The organism is Alkalibacterium putridalgicola (genome assembly GCF_040959045.1).
Lineage (GTDB): Bacteria > Bacillota > Bacilli > Lactobacillales > Carnobacteriaceae_A > Alkalibacterium > Alkalibacterium putridalgicola.
Map to the genome: position 1 here is coordinate 334555 of NZ_CP162615.1, position 26205 is coordinate 360759.

The 26205-nt window shown below is 44.8% G+C and carries 25 protein-coding genes and 1 pseudogene; 18 read left to right on the forward strand and 8 right to left on the reverse strand.

Annotated features, from left to right (window positions below):
• Positions 1–24: 24 nt before the first annotated feature.
• Positions 25–507: an RNA polymerase sigma factor gene (locus AB4027_RS01835; protein ID WP_368645733.1), complete on the forward strand. Its 483-nt coding sequence runs from the start codon at positions 25–27 to the stop codon at positions 505–507.
• Positions 504–1415: a zf-HC2 domain-containing protein gene (locus AB4027_RS01840; protein WP_368645734.1), complete on the forward strand. Its 912-nt coding sequence runs from the start codon at positions 504–506 to the stop codon at positions 1413–1415. The genes AB4027_RS01835 and AB4027_RS01840 overlap by 4 nt, the downstream gene beginning before the upstream one ends.
• A 400-nt stretch (positions 1416–1815) precedes the next feature.
• On the opposite strand, the gene AB4027_RS01845 is transcribed toward AB4027_RS01840, so the two are convergent.
• On the reverse strand, positions 1816–3282 hold the full coding sequence (locus AB4027_RS01845) for a phospholipase D family protein (RefSeq protein WP_368645735.1): 1467 nt from the start codon (positions 3280–3282) through the stop codon (positions 1816–1818).
• A gap of 246 nt (positions 3283–3528) precedes the next feature.
• On the opposite strand from AB4027_RS01845, the gene AB4027_RS01850 reads away from it, so the two are divergent.
• The 5 genes from AB4027_RS01850 to AB4027_RS01870 all read left to right on the forward strand — a co-directional run bounded on the left by AB4027_RS01850 (position 3529) and on the right by AB4027_RS01870 (position 6986).
• Positions 3529–4998, forward strand: coding sequence for a DUF5050 domain-containing protein (locus tag AB4027_RS01850; protein WP_368645736.1), 1470 nt, complete (start codon positions 3529–3531; stop codon positions 4996–4998).
• A gap of 42 nt (positions 4999–5040) precedes the next feature.
• A complete protein-coding gene (locus AB4027_RS01855) occupies positions 5041–5241 on the forward strand; it encodes a hypothetical protein (protein ID WP_091528491.1) in 201 nt (66 codons plus the stop codon).
• A gap of 18 nt (positions 5242–5259) precedes the next feature.
• Positions 5260–5781 (forward strand): hypothetical protein, encoded by a 522-nt coding sequence (locus AB4027_RS01860; RefSeq protein WP_368645737.1) that lies wholly within the window; start codon positions 5260–5262, stop codon positions 5779–5781.
• Positions 5782–5866: 85 nt separating this feature from the next.
• The gene (locus AB4027_RS01865) at positions 5867–6235 is read left to right on the forward strand and encodes a PH domain-containing protein (protein ID WP_368645738.1); all 369 of its coding nucleotides are present in this window, start codon (positions 5867–5869) and stop codon (positions 6233–6235) included.
• Between the two features lie 40 nt (positions 6236–6275).
• A complete protein-coding gene (locus tag AB4027_RS01870; protein ID WP_368645739.1) occupies positions 6276–6986 on the forward strand; it encodes a GntR family transcriptional regulator in 711 nt (236 codons plus the stop codon).
• Positions 6987–7025: 39 nt separating this feature from the next.
• On the opposite strand, the gene AB4027_RS01875 is transcribed toward AB4027_RS01870, so the two are convergent.
• Positions 7026–8225: an enolase C-terminal domain-like protein gene (locus AB4027_RS01875; RefSeq protein WP_368645740.1), complete on the reverse strand. Its 1200-nt coding sequence runs from the start codon at positions 8223–8225 to the stop codon at positions 7026–7028.
• A 255-nt stretch (positions 8226–8480) separates the two neighbouring features.
• Here AB4027_RS01875 and AB4027_RS01880 point away from each other — a divergent pair.
• The 5 genes and pseudogenes from AB4027_RS01880 to AB4027_RS01900 all read left to right on the forward strand — a co-directional run.
• Positions 8481–9822, forward strand: a pseudogene (locus AB4027_RS01880) (PTS transporter subunit EIIC); the annotation flags it as partial.
• A 425-nt stretch (positions 9823–10247) separates the two neighbouring features.
• Positions 10248–11531 (forward strand): adenylosuccinate synthase, encoded by a 1284-nt coding sequence (locus AB4027_RS01885; RefSeq protein ID WP_368645741.1) that lies wholly within the window; start codon positions 10248–10250, stop codon positions 11529–11531.
• Between the two features lie 63 nt (positions 11532–11594).
• Positions 11595–13025, forward strand: a complete 1431-nt coding sequence (purB, locus tag AB4027_RS01890; protein WP_368645742.1) for an adenylosuccinate lyase — start codon at positions 11595–11597, stop codon at positions 13023–13025.
• 247 nt (positions 13026–13272) lie between these two features.
• A complete protein-coding gene (locus AB4027_RS01895) occupies positions 13273–13536 on the forward strand; it encodes a type II toxin-antitoxin system Phd/YefM family antitoxin (protein ID WP_368645743.1) in 264 nt (87 codons plus the stop codon).
• Positions 13536–13802: a Txe/YoeB family addiction module toxin gene (locus AB4027_RS01900; protein WP_368645744.1), complete on the forward strand. Its 267-nt coding sequence runs from the start codon at positions 13536–13538 to the stop codon at positions 13800–13802. Before AB4027_RS01895 ends, AB4027_RS01900 begins: the two co-directional genes overlap by 1 nt.
• A gap of 91 nt (positions 13803–13893) precedes the next feature.
• On the opposite strand, the gene AB4027_RS01905 is transcribed toward AB4027_RS01900, so the two are convergent.
• The 6 genes from AB4027_RS01905 to AB4027_RS01930 all read right to left on the reverse strand — a co-directional run bounded on the left by AB4027_RS01905 (position 13894) and on the right by AB4027_RS01930 (position 19456).
• Positions 13894–14379, reverse strand: a complete 486-nt coding sequence (locus AB4027_RS01905; protein WP_368645745.1) for a glutathione peroxidase — start codon at positions 14377–14379, stop codon at positions 13894–13896.
• 613 nt (positions 14380–14992) lie between these two features.
• On the reverse strand, positions 14993–16183 hold the full coding sequence (locus tag AB4027_RS01910; RefSeq protein ID WP_368645746.1) for an NAD(P)H-dependent oxidoreductase: 1191 nt from the start codon (positions 16181–16183) through the stop codon (positions 14993–14995).
• Positions 16184–16201: 18 nt separating this feature from the next.
• Positions 16202–16810, reverse strand: a complete 609-nt coding sequence (locus AB4027_RS01915) for an NADPH-dependent FMN reductase (protein WP_368645747.1) — start codon at positions 16808–16810, stop codon at positions 16202–16204.
• Between the two features lie 30 nt (positions 16811–16840).
• Positions 16841–17803 (reverse strand): FAD:protein FMN transferase, encoded by a 963-nt coding sequence (locus tag AB4027_RS01920; protein WP_368645748.1) that lies wholly within the window; start codon positions 17801–17803, stop codon positions 16841–16843.
• 40 nt (positions 17804–17843) lie between these two features.
• Positions 17844–18710, reverse strand: coding sequence for a helix-turn-helix domain-containing protein (locus AB4027_RS01925; protein WP_368645749.1), 867 nt, complete (start codon positions 18708–18710; stop codon positions 17844–17846).
• A 323-nt stretch (positions 18711–19033) separates the two neighbouring features.
• On the reverse strand, positions 19034–19456 hold the full coding sequence (locus tag AB4027_RS01930; protein WP_368645750.1) for a YbaN family protein: 423 nt from the start codon (positions 19454–19456) through the stop codon (positions 19034–19036).
• A gap of 298 nt (positions 19457–19754) precedes the next feature.
• On the opposite strand from AB4027_RS01930, the gene AB4027_RS01935 reads away from it, so the two are divergent.
• The 6 genes from AB4027_RS01935 to AB4027_RS01960 all read left to right on the forward strand — a co-directional run bounded on the left by AB4027_RS01935 (position 19755) and on the right by AB4027_RS01960 (position 26083).
• Positions 19755–19994, forward strand: coding sequence for a DUF1858 domain-containing protein (locus AB4027_RS01935; RefSeq protein WP_368645751.1), 240 nt, complete (start codon positions 19755–19757; stop codon positions 19992–19994).
• Complete coding sequence (locus AB4027_RS01940) at positions 19991–21283, forward strand: DUF438 domain-containing protein (protein ID WP_368645752.1); 1293 nt, start codon at positions 19991–19993, stop codon at positions 21281–21283. Before AB4027_RS01935 ends, AB4027_RS01940 begins: the two co-directional genes overlap by 4 nt.
• Before the next feature lie 650 nt (positions 21284–21933).
• A complete protein-coding gene (locus AB4027_RS01945) occupies positions 21934–23616 on the forward strand; it encodes a methyl-accepting chemotaxis protein (RefSeq protein WP_368645753.1) in 1683 nt (560 codons plus the stop codon).
• A 152-nt stretch (positions 23617–23768) separates the two neighbouring features.
• Entirely contained in the window at positions 23769–24698 is a 930-nt protein-coding gene (locus AB4027_RS01950) for a DUF4349 domain-containing protein (RefSeq protein WP_368645754.1), read from the forward strand.
• A 9-nt stretch (positions 24699–24707) separates the two neighbouring features.
• Positions 24708–25088, forward strand: coding sequence for a VOC family protein (locus AB4027_RS01955; RefSeq protein WP_091488142.1), 381 nt, complete (start codon positions 24708–24710; stop codon positions 25086–25088).
• A 29-nt stretch (positions 25089–25117) separates the two neighbouring features.
• The gene (locus AB4027_RS01960; RefSeq protein WP_368645755.1) at positions 25118–26083 is read left to right on the forward strand and encodes a glutathione S-transferase family protein; all 966 of its coding nucleotides are present in this window, start codon (positions 25118–25120) and stop codon (positions 26081–26083) included.
• Positions 26084–26205: the final 122 nt, after the last annotated feature.

The following is a 26205-nucleotide window of genomic DNA, read 5'->3' on the forward strand; positions in this document are numbered from 1 at the left end:
TTATATATAGGAGGTGAGAAAGCGGTGGAACTTGAAGAGATATACGCATTGTATTTTAAAGATGTCTATTACTTCGTATATAGCTTAACCAAAGATAAGCATCTGGCAGAAGATATTACATCTGAAACGTTTTTAAAAGCATTGAACTCTTTGGACAGTTTTAAAGGGGAGAGCGATATTCACGTCTGGCTTTTTCAGATTGCTAAATATACCTATTACTCCCATCTGAGGAAATCAAAGAAGGAGACGGGACTTGATTCCATAGGAGAAATAGAAGCTGAAACAGATATCGAAAAGATCGTTGCTTCAAAAGAGGAAGCAATGAATGTACATAAAGTTCTTCATCAGCTTTCTGAGCCTTACAAGGAAGTCTTTACGTTGAGGTTGTTTGGAGAATTAAGCTTCAAACAAATTGCTGACCTATTCGGTAAAACGGATAATTGGGCTTGTGTAACCTTTTATAGAGCGAAAATAAAAATAAGAGAAGAAATGAGGAAAAACAAATGAATGTATCCTGCCATGTCATAAGAGATCTTATTCCATTATACGTGGAAGATATGCTCAGTGAGGATTCTGTCCAACTGGTGGAAACCCATCTTGAGTACTGTAAGGACTGTCAAAAGTTGCTGGAAGAACTGAACCAGCCATATCCTGCACCAGAAGATCATAACGCTATGCCTTTACTGAAGATAAAATCTGCACTAAGAAAGAAAAAGACACTTTCGATAGCGTTGACGTTTGTATTTACACTATTGTTTTCTGCCATCCTTTTTTCATTTTTAACTGCCCCAAATTATCTTCCGTACAATGAAGACATTATCCAAGTGAGCGAGCAAACAGATGGAACTGTCGTCGCTGCATTCGACGAACAGGTCTCAGGCTTTGATATAAACGAGTATGCGTCAGAAGGAGGATCTGGCACGACTTATCATCTCACTACTTGGACGACTATTTGGGATGAATACGTCCAGTCAGACGAGATCGGGACAATTGTCTTGAACGAAGGAGCTGAAACAGTCTCATCGGTTTATTATTATCAGACGGATGGGACAGAGGACCGATTGATATACGGAATCAATGAAATCCCAAATGGAGGAATAGTGACTTTGCCGAGATTGAATCTGTCTTACTTTCTTATGACAGCTGTTCTGTTTGGATTAATAAGCTTAATTATCGCTCTACTGTTTCGTCGACATAAACAAATCGTAAAATGGTCGTTTACGGCATTTTTACTGTCTATCTCTTATGCCGTAGCCCACTTAACAGTGATGGGACTCTCTTCTGCATCCTATAGTTCGACAAGGGATCTGCTGGCTATTATCTTGATTACGATTCCTTTGTTTGCCCTGATATTACTGGGAAAGGACCTTTACAATATGAGAAGAGAACGAAAACGGATAGAGAAATTAAAATAAAAATAGAGTCCGTCATTTACAATACGAGTAAATGATGGATTCTAATGTTTGCGTAAGTGCTGATAAAGCTAAATAATGACAAAAAAATAACCGTCCTTAACTTTGGCAAGTTAACGGTTATTTTTTAGTAATCAAATTTACTACCGTCTTAAACGGTTCTACATTTGAGGGCACGTATCGAGCATGTCCTCTTTTTCTATATAAATTATACCATGTTAGAAAATTAATGTACAAAGCAACCACTGATATTTCAAAACTTTGGCATACTTCATAAAACCTACTTGTCGATAAGCGTATGTCAGGATGTTGTACTCTTCTTTTTGTCTATTCTTTTAATATTACTTTGGAGTAAGGATTTGTTTCTAAGTTGTTTCATATAAAGGACGTACTTTCTTTTCACCTAGAACGTCGACAGGCCAGTAAATTCCTGAATGTGATAGAGCCAGTCTTTCCAGGCCGTTGCTTCTGCGTGCTCGGCGTAGTCGACGGTATAGGTGCCGCCCTCGTTGTTCCAGATCCGGTCAAAGTACTGCAGCATGTCCATGATTTCTGCCTGGTCTTTTGTTCCTGTGATCTTCACATTCGTCTCGAGGTTATAGTCATCCAAGTTCCGGCGGGTGAAATTGGTCGAACCGCCGATCATCGTGACGTCTGTCTCTGTTTCATGCATGTAAAACTTCGAATGGAACTGTTCGCCGTGTGACTTATACCATCTGACAGCGATGGTACTGTCACCTTTGGTCAGTTCATCTGCGACGGGGCGGTTGGGGATGCCGATTTTTTTATTCCCGAAGGCATCCTGATTGATATCGAGAACCATCTGGATCGAAACGTCTCTCTTGTCCGCTTCAAGCAGGGCATCAATGATGTCTCTGTCTGAGAGATAAAACATCCCGATTTTGATCGCATCATTTTCATCTGCCTGACTGATCGATTCCAAAAGTGAGACCTTGATTTTCTTTTCTGTCAAAAGCTGTACATTATACACACCACCTGATTCACTACCTAAATCCCGGACCTCAAAGGAATCAAACAATTCAGTGTCGAAACTGGACAGTTCAGCCACCGCTCTTTCTGAAGCCAGCAAGTCCTTTAAGATGTCGCCTTTTAAAACATAGGCAATATTGGAATGATAGGCGCTGGCATCATGCGGGTTGGCGGAAGTAATCAGACCTTCTCCTTCGGTCATCAGCGTTTTCCGGTGGTTCGCTTTGAAATGCAGCAGTTTCGTATACGAAGGCACGGCGACCTCTGGCCCTTGCGGACGAAGAATATTTGGGAGATAGCTTGATCCGGAACGGTCAAACCAGTCCAGATACGTGCGAGAAAAGCCGGAATACACAGGATTGGAATCTCTCAGGGGATCTAAATCAGTAAACACCATGCTGATCCCAGCGTCCGTCATCTGTGCGATGTGCTCGGGCATATATGTACCGTAAAAGGTGTTGATGGGGTCGGTGATAAAGACGATATCCACATCGGGTGCCGTCTGTTTCTTTTCGATCAGGGCGTCGGATAGTTCAGTCGATAACTGAGGGAAGTCCAGATCCGGGTCGGTATGGTCATAGTCGTCGTTGAAGAGGAACATATCCAGAACGATAAAGTCTTCCGCCTCGTCGATCATGCGATAGACTCTATCAAAAATCTGCTGGTCATGCACGACTTCACCTGCTTCATTCTCATAAGTCAGGTCATACAGGAACTCTAAGTCACTCGTTTTATGTGATTTCCCTTCTGTTGAAAGTCCTTCAGGAACTGGCTTCAAATAATGATACAAAGAGACCAGCATTGGAACTGAAAAGAGCAAAATCAAGAGTACGCTGACTACTGTTTTCTTTTTATAAGGATCCAATTTTTTGGTATGCATAATGCACCTGCTTTCTTTTATGAAGAATAAATTCATTTGATTATTATTCACAAGTTTACCACGAACGGAAAAGGAAGTCTTAAATGTTTAAGATTATGACACAAAGTATTATGCCATGCTATTGGGAAAAATGCATAAAATATAGGTTTATTTTAAAAAGCGCTGTCAAAAGACAGGGCATTTTTGATAAACTGAGAGTAACAGAAAATACATAAAATAAGAGACTGATCATTTGGAGGAGAACTGATGAAAGAAGTGAAGAACTGGCTGAATATAGCTGTAAGAGGAACGGTCCTGATTTATCTGCCGCTGGCCCTGCTGTTTTACTGGAGTTACCAGAGCGTTTTTAGCATGGGGCCCGGGATCCACTGGATATTTATTGTTCTCTATCTCCTGGTGTTTCTCCGGTGGCTGATCGCCAAGTACAGGCATCAGTGCATCGAGGAAGAAGTCCAGAGCTTTGACAGTCTGGACAGGCTGATTGAACAGGGCCGGTTTGAAGTGCTTGATAAAAGGCAAGCGGAAATGACTGTTAGACCGACGTTCGATACGCCGTTCAATCTCATCCTTGACGACAAGATCGACCTTTACTACGCAGACGAAAGCCTGAGGATCGAAGGACCGAAGCATTACATTACGATCCTTTCCAAGAATATCCGCGGTGAAGAGAGCCTCTGGACCAGAAAAAGTATGTCGTCGCTCAAGTTTATTTATATGGCGTTCATCGTTCTTCTGCCGGTCTTGATGGACTCCAACCTGGTGTGGAGCATGAATGTCCTGCGTCATAATACCTTCTCAAGTGTGAGTGAAGAAGTCGAAGCCGTTTCTGAAACAGTCAGCGGCAACGCACTGGAGAACACGATGAATGGTGGCTATGCCGTAGAAACTGACGAGTATACTTTCTATGTTGAAGACCATATGGATCTTGTCAGGACAGACAAGCAGTTTGAAAATGCCGAGTACCTCATACAGCGTGAGGGAGGTCATGGGATCAGAAACCTGAATGTCGTCGGTGAATGGCTTTACTTTACAAAAGGCGAAACGATCGAACGAATGAAACTAGACGGAAGTGAGCATACGACACTCTTTTCCTTGAGTTTCCCGTCAGAAATGCAGATTTACGGTAATGGGATCTATTTCTCGACCTGGCAGGATGATAACAGCATCTACCGTATGGATTTGAATGGACAGAATCTCGAACAGCTGATCGACATCAGAGCATACAGCTTTTCGATTCATGACGATCGACTTCTGGTCAGTCATGAAAAGCAGGGGCAGGCGGTAGTAGAGAGCTTTGATCTCAACGGGGAAGACCCGGAAATCGTCCTGGATTCCTATGCAGAAAACCTGATGGTCTGGGACGGGTATTACTATTATCTAGGGGATGAGTCTCTGCTCTACCGAAGTGAGATCGGGGAAGACAGTGACCCGGAACTGCTGGTGGATACGCATGTGTCTGCCTATATGCCGACGGAACAGGGCGTAGTGTTCGCCTTATCTTCATTAAGTGAAGGGTATTCGGGAGAGGGCATTTACATGATGAGTACTGATGGTGGAGACGAGGAACTTCTATCCGCCTCCAGCAGCGTTGAAGGCCTGGCGAAAGTGGGAGATGCCGTGCTTTTCACTGTAGAAGAAAGCTACGGTGAACATACTCTGAAACGAATCGATCTGGAAAGCGGAAGAACCGATGTGCTGGAATCAGCGAAACAATGAGCATGAGGACTAGAATAAAAAATTCGGAAAGGTGGATTTGACATGAAATTCGGCATGCGTAAGCCAAGCATCAAAAAGTCTTTCAAAGCACGGACCACAGGCAGAGCCAAACGTGCGGTAAAGAAAAAAGTGATCCCGGGTTACGGCAAGAAAGGCATGGGTTGGCTGAAGGATCCTAAAAAAGCTGCCTACAACAAAGTCTATAAGAAGACATCCTTCTCTTTCTGGGATCTATTCAAATAAAGGAAATGAGGCAAACAGATGACGAATGACTTAAAGTGTCCCTACTGCGGAAGTGAGATAGTAGAAATGAATGACTTATCTAACGAGAGCGGGAAGTATGTATGCAGGACGTGTGAAAAAACGTTTGGGCTGAGATCCAGTGAATGGGTCAGCGGCTGTCACACGTTTTACTTTACCTATGGCGGCTTTCACGGTGGATTTAAGACTATCCTTATCGAAGAACGAGACGGGTTTGCGGACATGACCTTAACACCGCCTATTGGTATCAGTATAGACGGCGAAATGAAATTGCGCATCACCCTCAACGAATGGCAGGCCATCAAAGATGAGCTGTTCAACGACCTATTCGTCCTTTCATGGGATGAAGAATACACTGACCCAGATATCATGGACGGGACCCAGTGGGATCTGAAAATCACATTCGACAATCGAAAGAAATTTAAAACCGGAGGATCCAATGCCTTTCCGGAACGGTTTGATGAACTGCTTGAGTATTTGGATCCTTATTTTGAACAGGTCGGAGCGGGAGAAAACTCTTAGTCCATTGAACAGTGAATTAATGAAAGAGAAGTCTTTTTTGATTTTAAGTTTAACATCAGAAAAAAATATTTAGGAGGAATTATTAATGAACGAATTACAGACAATACAGGCGTGGACCTTTATATCAGAATGTGATATTCCGAAGGATGTTGACAGTATGCTGGTTCCGGGGGAAGAGGCCGTTGCGGCATATAAAACGATCAGAGATTCAGCGGTGTTCACGAACAAACGTATCATCATTAGAGATGCGCAGGGGTTGACAGGAAAGAAAGTAGAAATTTATTCGATCCCTTATTCTTCAATCAACATGTGGTCAACGGAAAATGCCGGCAAAATGCTGGACTTCAATGCCGAAGTCGAACTGTGGACACGCGCCGGTCACCTTAAAATCAATTTGAAAAAAGGCGTGGATATCCGGAAGTTTGACAATCTGATCGCATCAGCTGTCTTGTAAAAAAATTTCTTGAAAAACATATAGAAGGGTATATAAAACTATGAATAAAAGAGAATTCATCGTGCAGGATCTATTGAGTAAAATATACCAGCAGGATTTCAAGGATGAGAAACTTCCGAACCAGCGGGAACTGGCTGAACGGTATCAGGTATCCCGCTATACGATCCAGGAAGCGATCAAGCGGCTGGAGGAGATCGGGATCATCAAGACGGTTCAGGGATCCGGGATGTATGTGCAGAATCACTATCAGACGAGTCCACTGGTCTTCAACACCTTGACCCGGACGCCTTATGAACGGATCGCGTCAAGGGTCCTTTATCTGGATAAACACAAAGCTACACCGGAGGAAAAGCAGATTTTTCAGCTTAGTGAAGCAGAAGATATCTGGACGTTCGAGCGGGTACGTATCGTGGATTTCAAGATCGAGCAGATCGAAAAGTCAAAGCTGCCCGTGTCACTGTTTCCGGAGCTCAATGAAAAAATACTTGAAGGTTCCATTCAGGACTATGTTCAATCATGCGGATATGAGATCTCGCACTTCATCACCAGCTACAGTCCGGCACTATTGACTAAAAGTCAGTCCGAATTATTGATGGCCAGGAAAAATACGCCGGCGATGAAGATCGAGAACCGCTGTCTTTTGAAAGACGGCCGGGTGTATGAATACAGTGAACTCATCGCCATCGACTATGCCTGTACCTATGTCACGCCGTTCAACAAAGAAAGTCATCAGTCACGTAAAAACACGTGAGTGATGACTTTCTTTTTTTATTATTATGATCTGCGTGTCTCAAGGGGTGAACAATGTCCCGTCAGGCAACCGGCTCTGCGTCCAGTCATGGGATCGGTAAACGACCGGATAGTCTTTGGCCAGTTCTTTGTCAAAGTCAACCCCGATACCGGGCCGTTCGATGGGATAGAAATGGCCCTGTTTCGGTTCGGGCGAATGCTTGAAAAGCTGTTTCGTGTTGTCTTTCAAATTCAGCGACTCCTGAACAGCCGCATTGTGCAAGTGCATGTTGAGGTGTGTATTCACCGCCAGGCCAATGGGTGATATGTCAGACGGTGTGTGCCAGGCGACCCGGACACCAAAGGCATCGCAAAGATGAGCCAGCTTGAGGGCAGGTGTGATTCCGCCGATCTGGGAAACATGGACGCGAAGATAGTCCAGCTGATGACTGGCAATGAGCGCATTCCATTCCATCGGATTGTTGAAGAGTTCGCCGATCGCGATCGGTGTCGCTGTCTGGGTACGGACGAGCTTCAGCCATTCTGTCTGGTCGGGTGGCAGGATATCTTCTAAAAAGTAAACATTGAAAGGCTCCACTTTTTTAGCAAACTGGACAGCCTGATTCGGGTGCAGTCTCTCGTGAACGTCGTGCAGCATCTGAAAAGAATGACCGTACTTAGCTTCTATGGCCTCGAACATTTCAAGCGTCCGGTCCATATAAGTGTTTTGGTCATAGTAGACGCCGGGCAAGGCCTCGTTTTCTGTTTCAGCATTTAAATTTGTCCCGCCGTAAAAGCCCAGCTGGCATCTGATATAGCTAAAGCCGTTAGCCAGGTGGGTATCGATCTGTTCAAAAAGTTCGTCCAGAGTATCCCCGGCAGCGTGTGCGTAAGCCGATACCTTGTTACGGGATTTTCCTCCAAGAAGCTGATATAAAGGCATGTCCGAGAGTTTTCCTTTGATGTCCCACAAGGCCATATCGACCCCGGAAATGGCATTATTAATGACGGGGCCGTTGCGCCAGTAGGCATTCACCGTCATCAGATGCCATAAGTCCTCGATATTGTTGGAGTCTTTTCCTACAAGTAAAGGCTTCAGGTAATCATCGACCAGAGTCTGCACAGCCAGCGGTCGGAACTGAAAGGTCGCACAGCCGAAGCCGCTCACGCCTTTATCTGTCTCCACTTCCACGACCACCAGATTATGGCGGTCTGGCTTGATACCGTAGCTTTTAATGTTTGTAATGATCGTTGGTTTCAAAATAATCGTCCTTTCGGGAATAGATAGCTTAATGTTATTAGAACACGCACGGAGTAAAGAAGTCAATTTGGACTGACATTGTGTGTGTAAAGGGTATAATACCAGTCCAATTATTTATAAAAAACGTTAAAACGCTTTAAAATCAACGATAATTTGGATTATACACATTTTTAGGACTGGTTTACTAAAGCAGGGCCGTCTGATAAGATAACTCATGTAAACAAAAGCGATACAAAAATAGGAGGAATAGTCAAAATGAGACATGAGGAGATAGTCAAGCGAATCATAGAAAATGTGGGTGGGCAGGACAATATTCAGAACGTGTGGCACTGTATGACGCGGCTGCGTTTCAAACTGAAGGATCATAATGTGGTGGACCACGAGGCGTTGATGGCTGAAAAGCCGGTAGTGGGAACGACCGATAGCAATGAACAGTTACAAGTCGTGATCGGAACAAATGTAAACGAATACTACGAAACGGCAGCAGCCATTTTAGGGCTGAATACAAATGAGTCGGCCAGTCGTGATAAACAAGAATCAAAAAGTATGATTTCAGGTTTTATGGATATCGTATCCGGCGTGTTTGGGCCCATTGTTCCTGCAATAGCTGGAGCAGGTATGATCATGGGGTTGATGTCCGGATTAAAGGCATTGGAGATCATTAGTGCAGAATCTCAAACGTATATCGTGATCAACATGATAGCCAGCGGCGTCTTTATTTTCCTGCCATTCTTTGTAGCCGCTTCATCCGCCCGGATTTTTAAAACCAATCAGTATCTGGCCATTGCGATCGCAGCCAGTCTGCAGGTGCCGGCAATGACTAATGCTGTCGCGGAAGGTGTTATCTCTCAATTCAATGTGTTTGGCTTTTTACCTGTCCCCGTCTTTAACTATGGCGGAACAGTCATTCCGATCATTATCGCAGTCTGGGCGTTAAGTCACATCCGGAACTTCATAGACGACCGTCTTCCCGAAGTCCTGCGTACGGTCTTTACACCGACGCTTTCCTTGTTTGCAGCCGGCTTGCTGACCCTGGTGGTAATAGGACCGATGGGGATCTACTTGGGGAATATGCTGGCTTATGGTATCGAGGGACTCTTTAATGTGTCACCCGTTCTGGCAGGGATCGTTGTAGGGGGAATTAGACCGATCGCGATATTCACAGGCCTGCATCATGCAATGACGCCTATCGCTTTGCAGAACTTTGCTAATCAGGGATATGACATGCTGATGCCGATGATGTTCATGGCTAATCTATCGATCACCGGTGCCACAGCAGCGATGTATTTCAAATTAAATACCAAAGAAGAAAAAAAATATCGCTGTCTCCGCCGTTGTTTCCGGCTTCTTGGGCATCACAGAACCAGCACTCTTTGGTGTCTTGACTAAAAATGCGAAAGCCTTTATCGCCGCTACGATCGGAAGCTCTGCTGCCTCTGCCTTTATCAGTTTCTTTGGCGTAAGAATCTATGGCTACATTCTTTCCAGCGTGTTTAGTCTTCCAGCCTACATTGGCGAGTACTTCGTCTTTATCATTCTAGGCATGCTCATCTCTCTTACAGTATCCTTTGCCATTGCCTATGTACTCATTCCGAACGTAGAGGTTAAGGAAGAGAAAGAAGAAAAGAAACAGCTGGTAGAAGCTTAATACATTTTCAGTCATAAAGTGCGGATAGTGTTACAAAACGAATAAGTGAACAAGATTAAAGTTGTTATCTAGATTTAGTCTATGTATAAAGTTGGGGTCAGGTATATAATGTTAATATTAAAACACGTCAGTGAGTAGAACTCATTGATGTGTTTTTTTATAAATAGATTTTGATAAGGAAGATTGAAAACGTGCTAATTTCCATAAACACGAACATTAACCACTCAACCACTAAATTCATGCGATATTTTATTGACCTGGGCTCCATGCCTCTGATACCATTGTTCTGGTATCGAAAGTGAGTGATTTTTGATACCGCTAATGAGGATAAGTGAAGGCTCATAAATAGAGCGATTTACTAAGGAGGACAATGAATGTCAACGTTTGTCGTGTTAGGTGCACAATGGGGAGACGAAGGAAAAGGGAAGATGACGGATTTTCTGGCAGAAAGTGCCGATCTGGTCGTTCGCTTTCAAGGAGGAAACAATGCCGGTCATACGGTGATCGTTGGAGAAAGTGAATACAAGCTCCACCTGATTCCTTCAGGTATATTGTATGATGATAAACTAAACATTTTAGGTAACGGCACGGTGATCGATCCGGAAGCTCTTTTCAAGGAAATCAGCTATCTGGAAGACTTGAATGTAGCGGTGACGCCGGAAAAACTTTTGATCAGTGACCGGGCGCATGTGATTTTGCCTTACCACCGTCTGCTGGACAAAGCCAGTGATAAACTGAGAAAGAACGCCATCGGCACCACCGGCAAAGGCATTGGACCTGCTTATACGGACAAGGCCGAACGATCAGGTATCAGAATGTGCGACTTGATCAAGCCTGATGTATTTAAACGAAAACTTGAAGAAAATATCAAGAAAAAGAATGATTTATTAGTGAGCGTATATGATGAGGAACCGCTGGACTTTGATGAAGTTTATGAAACTTATAGCGCCTATGCTGAAAGGCTGATCCCATTCGTCAAGGATACGTCTGTGCGACTGTATGATGAGATCAAAGCCGACAAGAAAGTCCTGTTTGAAGGCGCCCAGGGGATGCTTTTGGATATCGATTACGGGACCTATCCTTTTGTGACGTCGTCCAACACGATCGCTGGCGGCGTCTGTACCGGAACGGGTATCGGTCCGACGATGCTGAAAGGTGCTGTGGGTGTGGCCAAGGCCTATACGACGCGTGTCGGTGAAGGACCATTCCCGACGGAACTCACCGATGAAACTGGCAGATGGATCCAGGAAAAAGGCGGCGAAGTCGGGGTAACGACCGGCAGACCACGACGCTGTGGCTGGCTCGATCTGGTCATCCTGAAAACCTCTGCCCGTGTATCCGGACTGACGAATCTGGTCGTGACCAAGATCGATACACTGGCAGGCCTCGATAAGATTCAGGTGTGTGTCGGATACAAGTTTAACGGTCAAGTGATCGATTACTTCCCGGCTTCGCTGGAAGATCTGGCTGCGTGCGAACCGGTCTATGAAACGTTCGAAGGCTGGGGGGAAGAAGCGGCGACGGCTAAAACGTATGATGAACTGCCGGAAAATGCCAAGATTTATTTGAAACGCATTGAAGAATTCACGGGAGTGGAAGTGTCGATCGTTTCGGTCGGACCGAAAAGAGACCAGACGATCGTGGTCAACGAGATCTAGAGAAAGTCTTTAACTAGATACCTTTTAATAGTCGTCAATCACTAGAGAAAGATAGGGGAACTTATGAGAGAGTCATATACATCACCACTGGAAACGAGATACGCGTCAAAAGAGATGTCCTACCTCTTTTCAAATGACAAAAAATTCAAGACCTGGCGCAAATTGTGGGTAGCGTTAGCCGAAGCGGAAAGTGAACTCGGGCTGCCTATTTCAGAAGAACAGCTTGATGAACTGAGAGCGCATGCCGATGACATCAACTATGACGTTGCCGAACAGAAGGAAAAGGAAATCAGACACGATGTGATGAGTCATGTCCATGCCTACGGTGTTCAGTGCCCGAATGCAAAAGGCATCATCCATCTGGGCGTGACGAGCTGCTTTGTGGGCGACAATACGGACCTGATCGTCATGAAAGAAGCGCTGCTTTTGACGCGAAAAAAAGTGATCAATGTCATCAGTGAACTGGCCAACTTCGCGAAAGAGTATAAAGACGTTCCGACACTTGGTTTAACGCATTATCAGCCGGCGCAGCTGACGACGGTCGGGAAGCGGGCCACGCTTTGGATCAACGAGTTGGTCATCGATCTGGAAAAACTGGATTATGTGCTGGACTCTATTAAATTTAGAGGGGTCAAAGGCACCACCGGCACTCAGGCCAGCTTCATGAACCTCTTTGACGGTGATGAAGAGAAAGTGAAACTGCTGGATCAGAAAGTCACTGAGAAAATGGGCTTCAACGAAACGTATCGAGTGACCGGTCAGACCTATTCAAGAAAAGTCGACTCGATCGTTCTGAACACGTTATCTGAAATTGCTCAAAGTGCCTACAAGTTCAGTAACGACTTGAGACTGCTTCAGGGAATGAAAGAAGTGGAAGAACCGTTCGGCAAGAAACAGATCGGGTCTTCTGCAATGGCCTATAAACGTAACCCGATGCGTTCGGAACGGATGAGTGCTCTGTCCAGACACGTTATCGTGAATGCTTTGAACCCGGCTATAACGGCTGCGACACAGTGGTTTGAACGTACATTAGATGATTCAGCCAACAGACGGCTGTCTGTATCCGAAGCTTTTCTGGCACTGGACGGCGTGCTGAACTTATACGAGAATGTCTCCAGTAATCTAGTCGTCTATGAGAAAGTGATTGCCGCACATGTGGAGCAGGAACTGCCGTTTATGGCAACGGAGAATATCCTGATGGAAGCCGTCAGACGAGGCGGAGACAGACAGGAGCTGCATGAAAAGATCCGCATGCATTCGATGGCCTCGGCCAGACGGGTCAAAGAAGAAGGCCTGGACAATGACCTGATCGACCGCATTGCTTCCGATGAGGCTTTTAACATTTCAAAAGATGACCTCATGAAGGTGCTGAAGGCAGAAAACTATACCGGCAGAGCCTCCGGACAAGTGGATGAGTTTATCAGCGAATGTGTGCAGCCGATACTGGATGCCAATAAAGACCTGCTCGGTATGGACGCAGAACTGAAGGTATAAGAGTTGAGCAGAGAAACCTTGAGATATTTAGAAAACTTGATGCCAGTCGTTTGAGAATAATATAAATCTGAATATGCAGACAAAGAACCAGCATAATCAATGTGCTGGTTCTTTGTTATGTATCTATAGGATCGTTAATAACTTATGTGGATACATCTCTATTGATTTTATTGCAAGTACGGAACTGTTGACGCAATCATAAGCGTACGGTATGATGTACGTAAATATAGATAAGAGGTGATCAGTTATGCCGGAGACAACTTTAAACCCCACTTCAGCTCGGAAACAATTCTATCAATTATTAAAAGAAGTCAATGAGAACCATAGTGAAATTCAAATCATTAGTAGTACAAACGAAAATAATGCTGTATTAATTAGTCTAGATGACTGGAAAGCTATACAGGAAACATTATATTTAGAGCAGACGGGTACGTTAGATAAAGTTAGAAGTCGTGAAAAAAATGATAGTGGTTTTACTGAAGTAGACGATATCGACTGGGATAATTTGTAATGTCGACTTACACTATCAAAATAAAGAACTCAGCTAAAATAGATTTAAAAAAACTTAAAGCCTCAAACTTAAGGAAACAGTTTGAGGAAATCGTTTCAGTATTGAAAGACGATCCATATTACCCATCTCAATCATTTGAGAATCTTTTTCCAAAACACGAAGGAAGATATTCAAGAAGATCAAATTATCAGCATAGAGTTGTATATAAAGTGAATGAAGATACTAAAGAAGTTGAAATCTACTCGACATGGTCGCATTATGAATAATATTAATCAAAACAGACTCAGCCCATTAATGCGCTGAGTCTGTTTTGATTTGTTTGACGGAATCGTTTGAATGAAGAGTACCGAGATGCCGTTACTGTTTCCCCAATACTTTTTGGACATCCTGTTCGATATCTTCCGGCTTCTTCGCTGGGGCATAGCGCTGAACGACCTGACCGTTTTCATCGACCAAAAATTTAGTGAAGTTCCACTTGATCTTATCGGAGAACAGGCCTTTCTGCTGGTTTTTCAAGTGTTTGTATAAGGGATGAGCGTTGTCGCCGTTCACGTCGATTTTCGCGAACATCGGAAAAGAGACGTTATAGTTGACCTGACAGAATTCCATCGTCTTATCGATGTCGTCAAATTCCTGCTCCTTGAACTGACCGCAGGGAAAACCGAGCACAACAAGCCCGTCGTCTTTATACTGGTCATATAATTTCTGCAGTCCCTCAAACTGAGGCGCAAAGCCGCAGTGGCTGGCAGTATTCACGATAAGCAGAGGCTGTCCTTCGTATTGCTTCAGCTCGAAATCTTCTCCCGCAGGTGTTTTAACGATAAAGTCGAAAGGGGTAGTCATTAGTATCTTCCTCATTCAATGTATTTAGGATTTTAAAAGGTGTGATTACAAGGAAATCCTATAAACCATTCGTCATTATCTTTTTGCTTACATAAAGTAAACCATACGGAATGATATTGTGCAAATATATAAAAGCTTTGTAACAGGTGAGCTTCTTATTAGTTTCCAGTTGTCACAATGAATTTTAGTTGTAACAACTCGACGTCATTTTTCTTTTGAGAAGGGCGTACCTGAGAGCTATAGTGCCTGCTCAAATCGCTTCCGCTGTGAGATGACCGTAAATTAGCCAGGTAGCGACAGCTCAAAGAGGAAAAAATTTTGAGAGGTCAAAAGAGGGGGCCTCTTTTAACTGGTCACTATTTTTTTGACGCCGAGCGGTCAGAACAAGGGCATTATAGTGCCCGCTCACCGCTATCATAATCTGGGCTGGCACTAAACGCTCCATATAGAGCCAGCTCAGACTGAAAAACCGTCGAGCAGGCACTACAGAAATCACTTCTCCCTACTCATACATTATCAATAACCCGGTGGTCACTAGCAACCAGAAGTTCATATAAAAAGGAAAGCCTTCGACTCGAGGTCGAAGGCTCACATAACTAAAAATCTTTATTGACTAGCTTTTCACACTGGCGCCACTACCGGCATCCACGGTTTCTTCCTCTTTCTGAGAGGCTCCGGATGCGGCATCGATATCGCCGTCGAGTTTCAGACCGGTTTGTTTGAGGTACCAGTCTACGATCGGCTTAAAGTCAAGGATATATTCATTGATGCCTTTATAGTTTCCTTCCGCGTCATGCATCGCCTGATAGTTGTGCACGACGAACTTGTCTGGACCGTGTGTCGGTACGTGAACGCGAACGACGTCCTGTCTACCTGAACGGAGCTGCTGGATGACCCAGCCAACATTCTTGAGGGCACTCTCAGGGTGACAGAGGACCAGCGGATTACCTACTTGTCCCGGAACACGGTCAGCAAGCATATCTTCCGCTTCCGTGGTGTAATTGTAATAAAGGAACTGGTTGTTTTCGTCGGCGTAGGTCAGTTCCATCGGCATGGAGGACAGGAAAGTATTGATCTGGTCGACCGTCAGGATCCCGCGGTTCAGTTTTACATAGGTATCCCCTTCAACTGCATTGACTTTTTCGGCTGCCTGTTCGACCCAGTCTTCTGCAGCCATATCGACCCCTTCGATAGTGGTGTCGATCGGTTGAGACGCATGCAGATCTTCTTCCGGTAAAGGTTCTTCAACCGGCGCTTCCAGACGATTCACCAGACGTACAAAAGAGAGGAATTTCTCGAGCACGGTCTGAAGAAAGTCCACAGTGTTCTGATCAGTTAAATTATATTCTTCGTCAAAAGCCTGTTTGACTCTGCCAAGCAGGAATTCATTTCCGGGCATAACAATAGCATTGACACCGGGAGCATCCAGGATCTGACGCAGATGCAGCTGTGCACGTGAAGAGCCCTGATCATAGTAAGAGGCACCGACGATCATGACGGGTTTTTCTTCAAGTGGATGGATCTTGAACGACAGCCATTCGAGGACGCTCTTCAAGCTTGCCGGAATCGTGTGGTTATGCTCCGGTGTAGCGATGATCACGCCGTCTGCCGCTAAGATCTTCTGATTGAGCTGCTGGATAGGGTAGCTGTTTGTCTGATCGTCATCCTGATTGAACATCGGGATGTCCTTGATTTCAACGACGTCCAGTTCAAACAGATCTGAATAATGACGTTTGATAAAGTTAAGTAAATGACGGTTATATGAGATGTCTGCATTAGAGCCGACGATGCCTATTAATTTCATTGTTTTAACACTCCTATGTTAGATAGTTTCCCAGGAAAAGTTTTCCGCTGCTTTTACATTGCTGTCGTGGGCCTGGACGAGCTGATTGACTAAGTCGACAAATACGAGAAAGTCAGCAAAGAGCCCGGTAAGCTTGTCGATTTGGTTCGTATCTTTTAGACGGTTTTCTTCGTCAAAGGCCTGCAGGGAATGACTCAGGAGGAATTCTGAACTCGGCATGATACGTGCTTTCAGTTCAGGTGAATCCAGGATCTGACGGAGCTGTGCCTGTGCGCGTGAAGAGCCTAAAGTGCCGTATGAAGCGCCTGTGATCATGACCGGCTTATCAACAAAAGGATAGACATCGTAGGATAACCAGTTCAGAGCATTGATCAGTGAGGCAGGGATGGCATGGTCATATTCAGGTGTGCTGATGATGACGCCGTCTGCCTGCTCGATTCTGTCTGCAGCTTCCTGTACGACAGGCGGAAGGGTGCTGTCTGATGGTTTATTGAAAACCGGGAAGTCTTTGATCTCCATTAATTCTACAGTAGCTTCTTCAGTAAAGTGGCTTTGTATAAATTGAAGCAGTTTACGGTTGGTTGACTGGCTGGAGTTTGTACCAACAAGTCCGATGAGATGTTTCATAAGTCGTTTGTTCCTTTCTTATTCATAGATTTAGTTGCCCGGGGATAGTGGGATGATTTTTCCTTCCAGGCCCTTTGAATACATAACAGTGTTGCTTTTCGTGATGAGGATACAGTCGATATCCGGTAATGCTTCGACCGTTGAGAGAATTTTAGAAGGACTGTGACCAAACAGACGTGTGGTCCATATCTCGCCATCGACAGACTCAGGCGAGATGATTGTCAGACTGGCAAGGTCCGTTTCGGTCGGATAGCCTGTCTGGGTATCGAAAATATGGTGAAAGGTCTCACCTTCGTGTTTTAGTGTGCGCTCGTAGATGCCTGAAGTCACCACGGACTGGTTCAGAGTATCCACGGCAAGCAGATAGTTGCCGCGGGGACGAGCTGGATCCTGGATACCGATGCGGTAACAGCCCGAGGCGCGCTTGTGTGAGAAGCCAGTTGACACAAAATTTCCGCCCAAGTTGATATAAGCCGATTTGATCGGCTCTTTTTTCAAGCCATTTATAATCAGATCAGCGATATAGCCTTTGGCCAAGGCGCCGAGGTCGATCTGCATCCCTTTTTTTTCCAGATAAACCGACTGCCGTTCATCGTTAAGGTGGATGAGGTTTGGATCAGTGAGCTGAAGTGCTTCAGATATTTCCGTTTCGGTCGGTTTTCTCGCGTCGTCAAAACCGATCCGCCAAGCTTTGATCAGTGGGCCCAGGGCAATGTTCAAATGGCTGCTCTCAGCCAGGCTGTGTGCCTTGCCTTTCTTTATAAGCTGATAAAGATCAGGGTGAACGCTCACAGGAGAGATGCCTGCCGCTTTATTCACAGCCATGAGTTCTGACTTGGGATCGTTGGCGCTGAAACGCTTCTCATAAACATCAAGCTTTCGAATCGTGTCTTCAATGATCAGTTCACTGTTTTGATCGTCCAAGGTATCGATCAGGATATCGATGACCGTACCCATCATGCGGACGGTTTTAAGTTGTTCTGACACAGGCATTCCTCCTTATGCTCAAAAGATAACAAGAGCTGGCAAAAAATTATGTGGATTCTGTAACCGATCGTTCAAGCTTCGCCAGTTCTGTCAGAGCGATCTCATTCCGGTTCACTTTAGAATAGGCACGCGCGTCATAAATGAGTTCCAGAATCTTCTCTTTTGACTCATTTTTGATGATGGCATTTTTAGCCAGCTGGATCGCCGCTTTGGCTAGGTAGTAAGTGACGTGATTATCGGAACAGATATTGACTGCATGCCATAGAAGGGCATCGCTGATCTCGATTTCATCGATGGTCGAGTAAAAGACGCCGCTGTTATAGACGATATTCAGTACACGCCAGGTATCTTCCATATTTTTATTCGGATACTTGTAAATCTTCTCAAGTACCTTGTTGAAGTAGAATTCTGCTTTTCTAAGATCTCCTTCGCGTGAATAAACCATTCCGATCCCCGTGTGGGCGAGCAGGCGGAAAATGGTCGAGTCTGAATTGTCATCTTCCAGAAGGACCTGGTCAAAGGTGAAGAGAATATCCATAATTGGCTGATGCTGAAAAATCATGATGAAGCCGTTCAGATAATGATAGCGAAGCAGCAGCTGAGAATCTTCGATCGCATCGATAGCAATGCCGCTGATAAGCTGGTGGGCTTTCTCATACTTGCTTGTGATCAAGAAGAATTCCGCCTGGTTCATTTTCTCAACGACGTCGGAATGGCGGACGCCGACTTTGGGAAATAAGTCACTTAGGGGGAAGTCGATGCGGCTGCATAGTTTATTTAGTATCTTCAAGTTAGGGACTTGTCCGTTATTTTCAAAACGGCTGAGCGTGGCCTGTGTGCAGATCCCGTCAGCTAGGTCACTTTGCGAGTATCCCTTAGCTTTGCGGACCTCGACGAATCGTTTGATATTCATGATGAAGACTCCTTCACGGCTTTCTATGGAATGTCAGGATCGTACATTAGGTTATAGATTGATATTAATTTCACATATTTGGCATTGACCATAGTATACAGTGAGAATAATTATCAGTCAACAAGAATATATAAAAAAGTATATAAAGATTTGTCTGAAATATGACTGAATTATTTTGAGAAGCTTGGAAGTGTGAGAAGGATAGTTTTAGCTAGCGGATTTATAGTAGTAATAACAAGGAACCTGATGAAGGGGATAATATATAAAAAAAGTATTAACCAGTTGGATGGTCAATACTTTTTTATAGTAATAATTAAGCCTGTTCAGTTTCTTAAAGCAGTGTGAAGCTGTTTGACCTCTCTGGTTTTTTCTTTCGAGAGTGTTGTCAGGGAGCTGATATAGACAGTCACGCTGAAAGCAATAACGCCCAGCATGAGCCTCAGCCAGTTGTTGTCGATGAGATACATCGAGAACAGGATGGACAGCCAGAGTATGCTTATGGCGCTGATTTTGGTCTTTAAGGAAACAGCCTTGTAAGTCACATAGCTGTAAATGTACGCACCGAAAATACGGTGATGGATCAGCCACTGATGCAGCTTCTCAGAACTTCTCAGATAAAAGAAGCCCGTCAGCAGCAGGAGCGGTGTCGTAGGCAGGATGGGCAGGAATATCCCGATCGTCCCGATGACAAGCGTTACAGATCCGAGCAGTATATATAGATATTTTTTCAAATGTGCAGTTTTCATAAGCCTCACCTAATTAGATATATTATGCCAAATATGTCTAATCTTTCCCTTACACTTATAGCACGGTGTTAGTTGGAAGTCAAGAAGCAGCCGGCTCATATACCAGAGAAAATAGAAGATTTTAAAGGTCGATCGCCTTTGAACTCAATATATATAGGCTAGATTGAAAGTTGTCATAAAATCGTCCATTTAAAAAGAATTTCATGTGTTAGAATGATTAAGGAAAACATTCACGAGAGCATACTTTAATTCAAAACAGTCTTAACCATGTTAAGTCACGATAGAAAGGGATAGAATAATGGATAATGTGATAGATTTTACAATTCCAGTCTTTAAAGTATTGGAAAAATACCCTGAGATCAAACCGCTGCTAGTCACGGCTGGGTTCAAGCCATTGACGGATCCAAAAATGCTGAACTCCGTGGGGCGACTAGTCAGCTTGAATCAGGGCGCAAAAAAGATCAATGTAAGAGCGAAAGATTTGGCGAAAGAATTGGAATGGAACGGGTACGAAGTGAAAGGGGTCGAAGAAGCATGAAAGAGTCAGAACACTTGAATGATAATCAGAAGAAACGCGTAATGGTACTGAAGGATATCCTGCTGCGCCTTCATAAAGGTGCAGAGTCTGAGTCGGTTCAGGCCGAGTTTGATGAACATTTTCAGGGCGTCAGCGCGATCGAAATCTCTCTGATGGAGCACGAACTGATAGACAGCGAAGATAACGCTATTACTTTTGAAGATGTCATGAAACTGTGCAATGTCCATGCCAATTTGTTCAAGAACAGAGTCTCCGAACCGGGGAAAGTCAGTGAGTTTGAAAAGCCGGGTCATCCGATCCAGATTATGCGGACTGAAAACCAGGCCATGCGTGCAGCGGTCATGCGTATCAACCGGATCATAAAAAATCTCGGTGAGCCGCCTTTTGAAAAAGGCCTGCTCAGAGGCTTATATAATCAGCTGAATTTACTCGGCCAGTTCGATGCCCATTATAAGCGGAAAGAAGAAGTATGGTTCCCGGTCATGGAGAAATACGGTCACGACGCACCGCCGAAAGTCATGTGGGGAGTGGATGACCAGATCCGCGAGCTGTTTGATCAGGTGAAGCGCGACTTAGAGGTCATAGACAAAGTCGGCAGGGACAAGCTGCAGGAAAGTTTTGAAACATTCTCTTTTGAATTCAATGAAATGATTTTTAAAGAAGAGACGATCCTTGTACCTTTAGTCCTTGATATCTTCAATGAAGATGACTGGATAGGCATAGCTAAAGACAGTAAAGAATACGGCTACACGATCGTTAAACCGGCAGAAGAATGGGTGCCTGAACGGGTTTCCTTTATTGAAGAGGATAGTGACAGCGAAGAAAAAGAAGAAATCGCCATCGAAGATGTTCCGCGTCACAAGGAAATGCCTTTCGGGAATGGCTTCTTGACGCTGAATGAAGTGGAGAAGATCCTGGATATCCTCCCTCTGGAACTGACCTTCATCAACAAAGACAATGTGTTCAAGTATTTCAATGACAGTATTCCTGATGAGGAAAAAGTTTTCCGCCGTGCCCCGAGCGCGATCGGACGGGAAGTGAAAAACTGTCATCCGCCAAAAAGCCTGGATATGGTTCTCGGTCTGATCGCGGATCTAAGCTCAGGCAGAAAAGACAAGGAAAGCATGTGGTTCCCGCGTAAAAACGGACAGTTCATTCATGTGACCTATGCTGCAGTCAGAGATGACGATGGCACATATATGGGCATCCTGGAATATGTACAGGACATCCAACCGCTTCGCGAACTGACTGGGATGAAGCGCGGGTTAAGTGAGCAGGACGCTGAATGAATGATGTAAAGGAGAAGTAAGCTAAAAATAATGGGATAGACTCAGCGATTCCCTTTACTGACTGGTATAAAGGGAAAAGATTTCGGCCAACTCGTTTTCTCGTTCTATTTGATAAGGTTGTAAAGGCCTCTGCTTTTGCCTGCTGTAATGGTATAGGTGCTCCGGTTGACTGTACTTGCGTGTGATACAGCCTGGTCAAAGGTCCGAAAATTTTGGGCGGTCACTAGAAGCCCTTTCTGATGGCCAATTAATAAATAATAGGCGCTGAGTGGTCACTACAAGAGGTTTTTACCGCCCGCTCAGCGAATTACTGATAGCGAGCATAACCTACTGGACGCATATAGAGCCTTCTCAAGCAGACATACTTTCGAGCCGGCACTACAGAAATCACTTGGTTATACTCAACCATAAACAATAACCCAGCAGTCACTTCCCAACCCAAAGCTCTTGCAATAAGGAAAGCCTTCGCCCAAAAGTCGAAGGCCTCTTTAGTTTGTACTTTACAATACAGAACTATTTTAAAAATCTAGACATAAGCACAAAATCCATTGAATAGGGTTAATTTCAGTGTTTTTCCTCCGATTATAAAACTGTATGACTCATTATTAGAAAATGGGTATAGCTATTATTAGAACATTGGGGGAATATCTTTGAAAATCACAACCAAATTACTGTTATCATACTTAACGATCGCCTTGCTGGTCGTTATGCTGGGTATCCTGTCGTTTATCGGCTTGAGAACAGTAAATGAGAACTCTGAAGAACTGTACACCGAACGTCTTCAGCCAGCCATCATCTTATCAGAAGTGTCTCAGCTGATGGAAAATACCCGGGTCCATTTACTGACCGGTGTCGTCGGAACCGTGCCGGCTCGTGGAGAAAGTGCGGTAGAGAATTTAGAAGAAGTGGATTTTCTACTTGAAGAATACAGCACCAGAGACTTAGGGGCAGACGAACAGGAAATTTTTGATTTGATGCAAGTGAACTGGGACTTGTTTGCGGAATCCATACGCACCACGGCGGCCAGTTTATCGGCAGGCGATTACACGGCAACGATGGAGGGCGTGCGAGACAGCGGAGCACGATATGGGGCTGCCAATATGTATCTGGAAGAACTGCTCACTTTGACAGACGAGTTATCCAGTGAAACACATAATCAGAATCTGAATACGTATGAAACACTAAGAAACGTCATTATCCTTATCAGTCTGATCGCAACTGTACTGGCTGTAGTTATTGGTGTTCTCATGGGAAGAATGATCGGTAAGCCGCTGAAAGGTATTTCGCATAATTTGAACGAAGTAGCCAAAGGCAATCTGACCGTCAAGCCGCTGAAAACGAAACGCAAGGATGAAATCGGCACACTGGTCAACGCCAGCAACGCGATGCAGAATGAACTGCGAACTATCATTTCATCTGTTTCCCAGGCGACGACACAGGTCATGAGTTCCAGTGAAGAACTGACTCAATCGACACACGAAGTCGGTCAGGGTGCGGAACAGATCGCAGTCACCATGCAGGAACTGGCTTCCGGCTCTGAGTCCCAAGCCAATTACACCAGTGACTTATCCATGAATATGCAGAACTTTGTCCAGACGATCGAAGATTCAGCCGATCAGAGTGACCGGATCTACAAGACCTCCAATGACGTCAGAGCTTTGACTGAAAAAGGAAAAGGACTGATGGATTCTTCTGTCATGCAGATGCAGATGATCGACCAGATAGTCAAGCAGTCGGTCGATGGTGTGAAAGAACTGGATAACAAGTCGGGTCAAGTCACAAAGCTGGTTTCAGTGATTGAAGAAATCGCTGAACAGACGAATCTGCTGGCATTGAATGCGGCGATCGAAGCGGCACGTGCCGGTGAACAGGGTAAGGGATTTGCGGTTGTTGCGGAAGAGGTCAGGAAACTGGCTGAACAAGTTTCCCACTCCGTCGGTGATATCACAGAGATCGTTTTAAGCATCCAGTCAGAATCATCCAGTGTGGCTCAGAGTTTAGAGAATGGATATGAACAGGTGGCTAAAGGGACGACCCAGATCGAAAGCACTGGAGAAACGTTCAATAAGATTTCGTCATCCGTTCAGTCGATGGGGGCATCGATCAAAGAGATTTCAGACAAGCTGCAGGCCAACAAGCAGCAGACGCTGGATATGAGTGCAAGCGTGGAAGAAATCGCCAGCGTTTCCGAAGAATCTGCAGCAGGTATCGAACAGACCTCAGCATCAGCTCAACAGACCACGAGCACGATGCAGGAAGTCTCAGCCAGTTCAGAAGAATTAGCTAAGATCGCAGAAGAACTGAATCAGCTGGTCGACCGCTTCAAGCTATAAAAGGTATTGTTAAGACTTCCTACTCCATTGAGTGAGGAAGTCTTTTTAGTACTCAATCAGTTCTGAGTAGCTAATCTGCCTGCTTTTACTATATAATAGAATTAAGTAAGCGGTTTAATGGTACATAAACTAATGGTGTGGAGTGATGTCAGATGATAAAAAAAGGGTTGGCTTTCCTGCTGCTTTTCATAGTGATGTTAAGCGGCTGCGCAAGTGGAAGTAACGACACGTCGGAATCGACCGAATCGGACTCGGGTGCTGGGTATATGGACGAAAGAGCGGCTGAGGATGCCGCTGTTGAAGAAGAGATGGGAGAAGCGGATGTCTCTGACGGTCAAATTACTGATGGTCAGGGTGAGCAGCTGATCGGTGACAAGGTCATCCGCCGGGTCCAGCTTGAGTACGAAACGCTTGATTTCCAGGAAACGACGTCCTTTGTTCTGGACACAGTGAGCGAGTATGACGGCTATATCGAATATTCCAATGAGTCCAGCTATTCGCCGTCAGGCATCGCTCCAAGAGACCAGTCGCGGCAGTACCGACGGGTGAATTACCTGTTCAGGATCCCGACCGATTCACTGAACGACTTTTTAGACGATCTGGATGGTATGGATGCGTATAAGTTAAGCGAGAACATCGGAACAGAAGATGTCACGCAGACCTACCGGGACACGGAATCTCGTATTCAGGTACTGGAAAATAAAGAAGAACGACTGAACGAGCTGCTGGAACAGGCCGAAACGATCGAAGACATCCTTCAGATCGAAAACAGCTTGAGTGAAACGATCGCGGAACGTGAAGCCCTTCAGTCACGGCTGGAAACCTTTGATGATCTGATCGATTATACAGAAGTCCATCTGTCGGTAACTGAACGTCCACGCATCGCAAATACACGGGAAGATGGCCTGTCGTTCCTGGCCCGTATCAGAGAAGCGTTTGTGGATTCCTTCTTTGCTTTCTATTATTTCATGCAGGACGCATTTATTTGGTTAATTTACGCCATTCCATTTATACTGATATTAGTCTTACTCATTGGTGTAGGATTTTATATCCGGAAAAAAGTATCTAATAAAAGAAAGTAGTGAAGCAGTGTGAGAATTGAACATATCGGTTTATGGACTATCGATCTGGAAAAAATGCGGGAGTTCTACGAAACTTATTTTGAAGCAAAAAGCGGTAAACCTTATCATAATCCGAAAAAGGGGTTTCGTTCCTATTTTCTGACCTTTGATTCAGGCAGCCGACTGGAACTGATGCACAGAGAAGACATCAAACGTCCGAATGTAGAAAGCTACGGTTATGCACATCTCGCCCTTAGCGTCGGAGATGAAAAGGCTGTGGATAACCTTGTGGATAAGTTGAAGGCGGACGGTTATACGTTGATGGACGGACCGCGTACGACAGGAGACGGGTATTATGAAGCGGTGATCGAAGACCCTGAAGGCAACCTGATCGAACTGACTGCAGAATAAACGGATCTGAACGTTAGAAGGAGGACATTATGGGATTACTAGTAGATGGACAGTGGCATGATAAATGGTATGATACCGAAAAAAATGACGGACGTTTCATAAGAGAAGAATCCCAGTTCAGGAACTGGGTCACCAAAGACGGCAGTGCCGGTCCCAGTGGTGAAGCGGGCTTTAAAGCCGAACCAGGCAGATATCACTTGTATATTTCCAATGCCTGCCCCTGGGCGAACCGTACGATGATCATGCGCAAATTAAAAGGTCTGGAAGACATGATCTCCGTGTCGGTCGTCAATCCGTTGATGGCGGAAAACGGCTGGACTTTCGAGCCGGATGAAGGGGTCGTCCCGGATCCGGTGGATGATGCGGATTACTTATACGAAGTGTACACGCGTGTCGAACCGAACTACAGCGGACGGGTAACAGTTCCTGTCTTGTATGATCTGAAACAGCACAAGATCGTCAACAACGAATCCTCAGAAATCATGCGCATGCTGAACAGTGCCTTTGATGAAGTTGGAGCGCTAGAAGGTGACTATTATCCTGAAGATCTGAGGGACGATATCGACAAGATCAATGACCGTGTCTACAATGCGATCAATAACGGGGTGTATAAAGCCGGCTTTGCGACGAAGCAGGAGGTCTACGACGAAGAAGTCACCAAACTCTTTGAAGCCCTGGATGAAGTGGAAGCGATCCTTGAAAAAAATCCGTATCTGATCGGCAACCGGATCACTGAAGCAGACTGGCGCCTGTTTACGACGCTGATCCGTTTTGACAGTGTCTATCATGGGCACTTCAAGTGCAACCTCAAACGCATCACAGATTATGAAAATCTCTGGCTCTTCACAAGAGAGTTGTATAATTGGCCGGGCGTTTCTGAAACAATCAACTTCCGTCACATCAAAGAGCATTACTACCGCAGCCACAAAACCATCAATCCGACGGGTATCGTTCCTAAAGGACCCGACCTGGACTTCAGTATGGACACGATTTAACATGTAATTTGAAAAAGGAACGACCATTTTCCCTGATGCAGGGAGCCGGTCGTTCCTTTTTTTGGGTAAACGTATTGAGCTGTTTACTTATTTGAGATCTCTGCTCTCTTTTTGACTTAGTC